The sequence below is a fragment of the Streptomyces sp. SID486 genome, assembly GCF_009865385.1.
Lineage (GTDB): Bacteria > Actinomycetota > Actinomycetes > Streptomycetales > Streptomycetaceae > Streptomyces.
Genome location: NZ_WWJT01000608.1, coordinates 1 through 8,755, shown reverse-complemented (window position 1 = coordinate 8,755; position 8,755 = coordinate 1). Strand labels below are relative to the sequence as shown.

Annotated in this window: 7 protein-coding genes and 1 pseudogene; 7 read left to right on the top strand and 1 reads right to left on the bottom strand. The window is 73.5% G+C overall.

Annotation, left to right across the window (positions count from 1 at the left end; translation table 11 throughout):
- Window positions 1-99: 99 nt before the first annotated feature.
- Complete coding sequence (locus GT045_RS28485; protein ID WP_161335943.1) at window positions 100-1,893, bottom strand: bifunctional metallophosphatase/5'-nucleotidase; 1,794 nt, start codon at window positions 1,891-1,893, stop codon at window positions 100-102.
- A 161-nt stretch (window positions 1,894-2,054) separates the two neighbouring features.
- On the opposite strand from GT045_RS28485, the gene mshD reads away from it, so the two are divergent.
- From mshD to GT045_RS28450, 7 genes and pseudogenes are all read left to right on the top strand, one after another.
- A complete protein-coding gene (gene mshD / locus GT045_RS28480; protein ID WP_161287004.1) occupies window positions 2,055-2,981 on the top strand; it encodes a mycothiol synthase in 927 nt (308 codons plus the stop codon).
- Window positions 2,982-3,074: 93 nt separating this feature from the next.
- Window positions 3,075-3,461: a GntR family transcriptional regulator gene (locus GT045_RS28475; protein ID WP_161287005.1), complete on the top strand. Its 387-nt coding sequence runs from the start codon at window positions 3,075-3,077 to the stop codon at window positions 3,459-3,461.
- Window positions 3,458-4,339 (top strand): ABC transporter ATP-binding protein, encoded by an 882-nt coding sequence (locus GT045_RS28470; RefSeq protein ID WP_161335942.1) that lies wholly within the window; start codon window positions 3,458-3,460, stop codon window positions 4,337-4,339. The genes GT045_RS28475 and GT045_RS28470 overlap by 4 nt, the downstream gene beginning before the upstream one ends.
- The gene (locus GT045_RS28465) at window positions 4,336-5,343 is read left to right on the top strand and encodes an ABC transporter permease (RefSeq protein ID WP_161335941.1); all 1,008 of its coding nucleotides are present in this window, start codon (window positions 4,336-4,338) and stop codon (window positions 5,341-5,343) included. The genes GT045_RS28470 and GT045_RS28465 overlap by 4 nt, the downstream gene beginning before the upstream one ends.
- Complete coding sequence (locus GT045_RS28460) at window positions 5,340-6,092, top strand: hypothetical protein (protein ID WP_161335940.1); 753 nt, start codon at window positions 5,340-5,342, stop codon at window positions 6,090-6,092. Before GT045_RS28465 ends, GT045_RS28460 begins: the two co-directional genes overlap by 4 nt.
- A gap of 280 nt (window positions 6,093-6,372) precedes the next feature.
- Window positions 6,373-8,613 (top strand): RNA degradosome polyphosphate kinase, encoded by a 2,241-nt coding sequence (locus GT045_RS28455; protein ID WP_161287008.1) that lies wholly within the window; start codon window positions 6,373-6,375, stop codon window positions 8,611-8,613.
- A pseudogene (locus GT045_RS28450) lies at window positions 8,594-8,755 on the top strand (metal-binding protein); the annotation flags it as partial. The gene GT045_RS28455 and the pseudogene GT045_RS28450, both read left to right, overlap by 20 nt.

Genomic DNA, 8,755 nt, shown 5'->3' with positions numbered 1-8,755 from the left:
GCCGGGCGGGCCCCGGCGCACCGCCCCGCGCGCCGCGGCCGGGGCGGCACCCCTGGGGGACGACCTCAGGGGCGCCGCGGGGACCGGTCCCGGACGCTTCTACCGCACGACCGTGATCCGGTCGGCCTTCGGCGGGGCGATCGGGTTCGTGGGCGAGGAGTTCGCCGTCAGGTACTTCTCCAGGGCCGTCAGGTCGTCGGAGCCGACGAGGTCGTTCGTGCCCTGGCCCAGCGTCGGGAAGCCGTCGCCGCCGCCCGCGAGGAAGCTGTTCGTCGCGACGCGGTAGGTGGCGGCCGGGTCGAGCGGAGCGCCGTCGAGCCGGACGGAGCCGGTGACCACGCGGTCCGCGCCCGACTTGGTGAGGTCCAGGGTGTAGGTGAGCCCGGCGGACGGCTGGAGGATCTTCGGGGCGGCCGCGTTGGCACCGCTGACCTGCTCCTGGAGCACCTGGATCAGCTGGGCGCCGGTGAGGTCCTGGAGGTTCACGGTGTTGGCGAACGGCTGGACCGTGAAGCCCTCGGCGTAGGTGACCACGCCGTCGCCCTCCCCGCCCTTGGCCGCGTAGGTCAGGCCGGCCCGGACCCCGCCCGGGTTCATCAGGGCCAGGCTGGTCCTCGGATCGAGTTCCCGGCCGTGGGCGAGCTGCGCGTCGGCGATCAGGTCACCCATCGGCGACTCGGTGCCGGTGCTGTCGACGTCGGCGGAGATGTAGCCGATGGCGCGGTTGCCGATCGGGGCGGCGAGCGCGTTCCACTTCCCGATCAGCTCGGTCATGTCCCGTGCCTTGGGGACGTCCCGGGTGACCACGCGGTTCGCCGACTTCACCGCCGTACGCACGATGTCGCCGGTGCGGCGGTCGTAGGTCAGCGTGGTGTCGGTGTACAGGCGGCCGAAGGAGGCCGCGGAGGTGACCATGCGGGGCCGGCCGGAGGGGTCCGGGACGGTGCACACGTACGCGGTGTGGGTGTGCCCGGTGACCAGGGCGTCCACCGCGGGCGTGACGTTCCGGGCGATGTCCACGACGGGACCGGAGAGGCCGCTGCCCGCGCCCGCGGAGTCACAGTCGTAGTTGTACGAGCCGGAGGCCGGGAAGCCGCCCTCGTGGATCAGGGCGACGATCGACTCGACTCCCTGGCGCTGGAGCACCTTGGCGTACTTGTTGATCGTCTCGGCCTCGTCCTTGAAGCTCAGGCCCTTGACGCCGTCGGCGGAGACGATGCCCGGGGTGCCCTCCAGCGTGACCCCGATGAAGCCGATCCTGACGCCGTTCTTCTTCCAGACCCAGTACGGCTTGAGGATCGGCTTCTTCGTCCTGTCGTCCAGGACGTTCGCCGCGAGGTAGGGGAAGTCCGCGCCCTTGAACTTCTTGTCCGTGTAGCAGCCGTCCGTAGGGTGGCAGCCGCCGTTCTGCAGGCGGGCCAGCTCCCGCGCGCCCTCGTCGAACTCGTGGTTGCCGACCGAGGTGACGTCCAGGTCCAGCTTGTCGAGCGCCTCGATGGTGGGCTCGTCGTGGAACAGGCCCGACAGCAGCGGGGAGGCGCCGACCATGTCGCCGCCGGCCGCGGTGATCGAGTACGGGTGGCCCTCGCGGGCCTGGCGCAGGTGGGTGGCGAGGTACTCGGCGCCGCCCGCGTCGATCGTCTTCGTCGTGCCGTCCGGCTCCAGCTCGGTGACCCGGCCGGAGGAGCCGGACGGCGGCTCCAGGTTGCCGTGCAGGTCGTTGAAGGAGAGCAGCTGGACGTCCTGGTAGCGGGCCGGCCGGTGGTGCCGGTGGTGACTCTCGTGCGCGTCCGCCGGGAGGGCGGTGGTCAGCGCGGCCGCCGTGGCGAGGCCGGCTGCGGTCGCGAGGAGGCCGTAGGTACGGCGTCTGGTGCGCCGGGGCGCGGCTGACATGGGAACCCCCCTGTGGGTCGGCTGTGGTGGCTCGGCGCAGCCTAGGGTCAACGCGCGTAGCGCGACAGGGGGTTCGGGGTCACATCCTGGTTTCCCTTTGCCGGTTCCTTTGCGGCCGGTGCACCGGGACTTCACCCCGGCCGCACCGTACCCTCGTACGCATGAGCAGCGACGACACCGTACGGGGCTTTCCCGCCCGCTCCATCGAGACCTATTCCGCGCTCACCCCGGACCGGGCCGAGGCCGTGCTGCGCCTGCTCGGCGAGGCCGCCCGGGTCGACGGGCAGCAACCGGTGTCCGAGCAGGGCCGGCTGCAGCTGCGCGGCGGGGCCCGCGAGGGCGTCTCGCACCTGCTGCTGACGGTCGACGGCGAACTCGCCGGGTACGCCCAGCTGGAGGACACCGACCCGGTCGAGGCGCCGGCCGCCGAGCTGGTCGTGCACCCCGCGCAGCGCGGCCACGGGCACGGCCGGGCGCTCGGCTCGGCCCTGCTCGCCGCCTCCGGCAAGCGGCTGCGGGTGTGGGCGCACGGCGGGCACCCCGCCGCCCGGCATCTGGCCCAGGTGCTGGGCCTGACCCTGTTCCGCGAACTGCGGCAGATGCGGCGGCCGTTGTCCGGCCTGGAGCTGCCCGATCCGGTGCTGCCGGAGGGCGTGGACGTGCGCGCCTTCGTGCCCGGCAAGGACGACGCGGCCTGGCTCGCGGTGAACGCCGCCGCCTTCGCCCACCACCCGGAGCAGGGTTCGCTCACCCAGCGGGACCTGGACGACCGCAAGGCCGAGGCGTGGTTCGACCCGGCAGGCTTCTTCCTCGCCGAGCGGCGCGGGGAGCTGATCGGCTACCACTGGACCAAGGTGCACGCCGAGGAGGGGCTCGGCGAGGTGTACGTCCTCGGGGTGCGCCCCGGCGAGCAGGGCGGCGGGCTGGGCAAGGCGCTCACCACGATCGGGCTGCGCCACCTGGCCGCCCAGCAGCTGCCGACCGCGATGCTCTACGTCGACGCCGACAACAAGGCAGCCGTGACGGTGTACGAGCGGCTGGGGTTCACCGTCCACGAGACGGACCTGATGTACCGCACCGAAACCTGACAGACCCGCACGCGAGGGGCGGCCGAGTTGACGGCCGCCCCTCTCTTGCACCACCCTTTCACTACTCAATTAGTGAAAGGGTGGTTGTACCCGATGGTCGAGTACCGCATCGACCGGCACAGCGGCGTGGCCACCTACGTGCAGATCGTGCAGCAGACCAAGCAGGCCCTCCGTCTCGGCCTGCTGGAACCGGGGGACCGGCTGCCCACGGCGCGCGAGGTCGTGGAGGCGACCGCCATCAACCCCAACACCGTGCTCAAGGCGTACCGCGAGCTGGAACGCGAGGGCCTGGTGGAGGCGCGGCGCGGGCTCGGCACCTTCGTCCGCCGGACCCTGGGCGCCGCCCCCGCCGACTCCCCGCTGCGCACGGAACTGGAGGAGTGGGCGCGCCGCGCCCGCGCCGCCGGACTGGAGCGGGACGACGTGTCCGCACTCTTCACCGCCGTACTCGACAAGCACTTCCAGGGAGACCCGTCATGAGCAGCGACACGGCGTTCAGGGCCGACGCTCTGGGGAAACGGTTCCGCCGCCGTGGGGCCTGGGCCCTGCGCAACTGCTCGTTCCGGCTGCCGGCCGGGCGGGTGTGCGCCGTCGTCGGCCCCAACGGCGCGGGCAAGTCCACCCTGCTGGCCCTGGCCGCCGGGCTCACCACGCCCACCGAGGGCGGCGTATCCGTCCTCGGCACCACCCCGGCCGCCGCCCGCCCCCGGGTCGGCTTCGTCGCCCAGGACAAGCCGCTGTACCCGCAGCTCACCATCGCCGAGACCCTGCGCATGGGCGCCGACCTCAACCCCGGCCACTGGGACCCGGCCGTCGCCGAGCGCGTCGTCGCGAGCGGCGACCTGGATCCCGGGGCCCGCGTCCGCACCCTCTCCGGCGGCCAGCGCACCCGGGTCGCACTCGCCCTCGCCCTCGGCAAGCGGCCCGCACTGCTGCTCCTGGACGAGCCGATGGCCGACCTCGACCCGCTGGCCCGGCACGAGCTGAGGGGCACGCTGATGGCGCAGGCCGCCGAGTACGGCACCACCATCGTGATGTCCTCGCACGTCGTCGCCGAGCTGGAGGACTCCTGCGACCACCTGCTGCTGATGGGCGGCGGCCGGATCCGGCTGGCCGGCGAGATCGACGAGCTGCTCGCCGCCCACCGGCGGGTGAGCGGCGCCGCCGACACCACCGACCTCGGCACCCACACGGTGGTGGAGTCCCGGGTCACCGGCCGCCAGCTCACCGCGCTGGTCCGCCCGGCCGGACCGCTCCCCGGCGGCCTGCGCACCACGGCGCCCTCCCTGGAGGAACTGGTCCTCGCCCATCTGCGCAACCCCGGCGCGCCCGCCCTGCCCGAGGAGAGTGCCGCATGACCACCGCCCTGACCGGCACCGCCGCCGTCCGGGCGGCCGGCACACCGCGACTGACCCGCTGGGTGCTGCGCCTGCACCGGCCCGCGCTGTACGCCTGGGCGGCCCTGGTGATCGCGCTGGCCGCCCTGCTGCTCGGCCTGCGCGGCCCGCTCGCCGACGCCGCCGCCGAGGGCTGGCGGCAGTACGAAGCCTGCACGGGCACGGCCCGGTGCGCCTACGACCAGGAGGCCATCCTCCGGTACAAGGACTACCGCACCTACGCCACCCTCACCCTGAACGCGCTGCCCCTGCTGGTGGCCGGCTGGGCGGGCGCCGCGCTCGTCGGCCGCGAACTGGAGTCCGGCACCGCCCTGCTGGCCTGGACCCAGGGCACGTCACCGGCGCGCTGGCTGGCGGTCCGGCTGGCCGTCCCAGCGGTGGCCGTCGCGGCCGGGACCGCGCTGCTGTGCCGGCTGCACCACCTCGCCTGGAGCGCGGGCCGGGGCCGTATCGACACCGCCGAGGACTGGTACGACCGCCTCACCTTCTACGCCAACGGCCCCACCGCCGTCGTCCTCGCCCTCGCCGGACTCGCCCTCGGCGCCCTCGCGGGCCTGCTGCTCCGCCGTACGCTGCCCGCCCTGCTCGTCGCCCTGGTGGCCGTCGCGGCCCTCCGGGGCCTGCTGGAGCTGGCCCTGCCGCACCTGTGGCCCGCGGTCACCTCCGTCTCCACGCCGGACAAGGGCTACGCGGGCTCCGGCCTCGGCGTCGACCAGGGCGTGGTGACCCGCTCCGGCGCCCGGGTCCCCCTCCCGGACTGCACCGGCGAGGCCCCGTGCCGGGCCGCGTACGCCGACGTCACCGGCTACTGGCACACCTACCACCCCTACTCCCACTACCGGCCGCTCCAGTTCGTCAGCTGCGCGCTCCTCCTGGCCGTCACCGGCCTGCTCGTGCTCGGCTCCTTCGCACTGCTGCGCCGCGCCACCGGCACCGCCCGGACCGCACGGAGGACCGCCGCATGAACACCCTCGCCCCCGACCGCCCGGCCACCCGCCGCACCCTGCTGCGGCTGCACCGCCCGGCCCTGCTGGTCTGGGCCGCCTTCGTCCTCCTCACGGCCGGTGAGCTGCTCTGGGTCCACTTCTCCGCCGCCCCCCGGGACCGGGCGTGCCGGGGGGTCGGCGGCTGGTGCACCTACACCGTGCTCACCGACACCGACAACGTCATGAACCTCCTCGGCGAGGCCCTCTGCCACGCCCCCGCCGCGGTGGCCGCCTGGGCCGGTGCCGCGCTGGTCGGCCGCGAGCTGGAGTCCGGCACCGCGCACCTGATGTGGACGCAGGCCGTCACGCCGGTGCGCTGGCTCACCGCCAAGCTGGTGACCGCCGCGCTGCCGCTGCTCGCCGGAGCCACGGTGCTCGCCCTGGTCTTCGGCCGGGTCTGGTCCGCCGACGCCGACGTCCTGGTCACGAACTGGACCTGGGACCGCGTCTTCGTCCCGCGCGGCCCGCTGCTGCCCGCACTCGTGCTGTTCGGGCTGGCCGCGGGCGCCCTGGCCGGCCTGGTCCTGCGCCGCACGCTCGCCGCGCTCGCCGCCGCCTTCGCGGCCACCCTGCTCCTGCGGCTGTACCTGCGCGACCTGTGGCAGCCGCTGCGCGGCCCGCTGACCGGTTTCTGGCCCCTGCACCTGGCCGCCACCGGCATGGTCCTGGCCCTCACCGGGGCCGCTGTGGCCGCCGCGTACTCCGTCCTGCGCCGCCGGACCGCCTGAGCCCCGGGGCACGCACCGGCGCGGTCCGCCCCTTGGGAAGGGACGGACCGGGCCGGTGCGCTCCCGCCCCGGGACCCCGTCGAGCCGCTCCCCGCTATCCCGCACGTCATGTCGCCGTAACCATTGATTCAGCCAGGCTTGCGACGCTCGGCCAATGAAGCCCGCCGTGCCAGAGCCTTCGCCGCCCCACGAGGGGCCCGCCGCGGAGAACGGGACCGTGAAGCTCCCCGCCCCGCGTTCCGACGCGCCCGGGGCGGCCGTCGCGCGGAAGAATGGGTTCATGAGTCAGCCAGACACCCAGGCAGCAGAGGCCCAGCACCCGCAGCCCTCCGTGGGCTCCATCGCCGCGCACCGGCAGCACGCCGTCGCCGCCGCCGTCTCCGACCTGGAACCCGACCTCGACGCGGACCTCGACACCTTCGAGGAGCCCCAGGCCGACGGCGCTCCCCTGCCCCAGGGCCGCTTCCTGGACCGGGAGCGCAGCTGGCTCGCCTTCAACGAGCGGGTCCTCGAACTGGCCGAGGACCCGAACACGCCCCTGCTGGAGCGGGCGAACTTCCTCGCGATCTTCGCCAGCAACCTGGACGAGTTCTTCATGGTCCGGGTGGCCGGTCTCAAACGCCGTATCGCCACCGGCGTCGCCACCCGCTCCGCCTCCGGCCTCCAGCCCCGCGAGGTGCTGGAGATGATCTGGTCCCGCTCCCGCGAACTCATGGCCCGGCACGCCGCCTGCTACCACGAGGACGTCGCCCCCGCACTCGCGGAGGAGGGCATCCACCTGGTCCGCTGGAGCGAGCTGACCGACAAGGAGCAGGCCAGGCTCTTCACGCTCTTCCGGCACCAGATCTTCCCGGTCCTCACCCCGCTGGCCGTCGACCCCGCCCACCCCTTCCCGTACATCTCCGGCCTCTCGCTGAACCTGGCCGTCGTCGTCCGCAACCCGGTCAGCGGCCACAAGCACTTCGCGCGGGTGAAGGTGCCGCCCCTGCTGACCCGGTTCCTGGAGGCGTCCCCGGGACGCTACGTCCCCATCGAGGACGTCATCGCGGCACCCAACCACCTGGAAGAGCTGTTCCCGGGCATGGAGATCCTGGAGCACCACGCCTTCCGGATCACCCGCAACGAGGACCTGGAGGTCGAGGAGGACGACGCCGAGAACCTCCTCCAGGCCCTGGAGAAGGAACTGATGCGGCGCCGCTTCGGGCCGCCGGTGCGCCTGGAGGTCGAGGAGTCCATCGACCGCGAGGTGCTGGACCTGCTGGTCCGCGAGCTGAAGATCTCCGAGGCGGAGGTCTACCCGCTGCCCGGCCCGCTGGACCTCACCGGCCTCTTCCGCATCCACGGCCTGGACCGTCCGGAGCTGAAGTACCCGAAGTTCGTCGCCGGCACCCACCGCGACCTCGCCGAGGTCGAGTCGGCGTCCGCGCCCGACATCTTCGCGGCCCTGCGCGCCCGTGACGTCCTCCTGCACCACCCGTACGACAGCTTCTCCACCTCCGTGCAGGCGTTCCTGGAGCAGGCGGCGGCCGACCCGGACGTCCTCGCGATCAAGCAGACCCTGTACCGCACCTCCGGCGACTCCCCCATAGTCGACGCCCTCATCGACGCCGCCGAGTCCGGCAAGCAGGTCCTCGTCCTGGTCGAGATCAAGGCCCGCTTCGACGAGCACGCCAACATCAAGTGGGCGCGCAAGCTGGAGGAGTCCGGCTGCCACGTCGTCTACGGGCTGGTCGGCCTGAAGACGCACTGCAAGCTGTCCCTGGTGGTCCGCCAGGAGGGCGAGACCCTGCGCCGCTACAGCCACGTCGGCACGGGCAACTACCACCCGAAGACGGCCCGGCTGTACGAGGACCTCGGCCTGCTCACCGCGGACCCGCAGGTCGGCGCGGACCTCTCCGACCTGTTCAACCGGCTGTCCGGCTACTCGCGCCGGGAGACCTACCGCCGGCTCCTCGTCGCCCCCAAGTCCCTGCGGGACGGCCTGATAGCCCGGATCGACAAGGAGGCCCAGCACCACCGCGCGGGCCGTCCGGCCTTCGTCCGCGTCAAGGTCAACTCGATGGTCGACGAAGCGGTCATCGACGCCCTCTACCGGGCCTCCCAGGCGGGCGTGCCGGTCGACATCTGGGTGCGGGGCATCTGCGCCGTCCGCCCCGGTGTCGCGGGGCTGTCGGAGAACATCCGGGTCCGCTCGATCCTCGGCCGCTTCCTCGAACACTCCCGGGTGTTCGCCTTCGGCAACGGCGGCGAACCCGAGGTGTGGATCGGCAGCGCCGACATGATGCACCGCAACCTCGACCGCCGGATAGAGGCCCTGGTCCGGGTCGTGGACCCCGGCCACCGCGCGGCCCTCAACCGGCTGCTCGACACCGGCATGTCCGACACCACCGCCTCCTGGCACCTCGGCCCGGACGGCGAGTGGACGCGGCACGCGACCGACGCGGACGGCCAACCCCTGCGCAACGTCCAGGAGATGCTCATAGACGCCCGGAGGCGCCGGCGTGGCACAGCGACACCTTGACCCGACGGACCCCACGGCCGAGGCGGTGACGGGAGACGCCCTCGCGTCCTACCTGCGCGCCCAGGCCACGGAGTTCCTGCGCGCCCTGCGCCTGCACCGGGAGACCGGCGGCAACGGCGCGGGCGGCCCCGCGCGCGGCCAC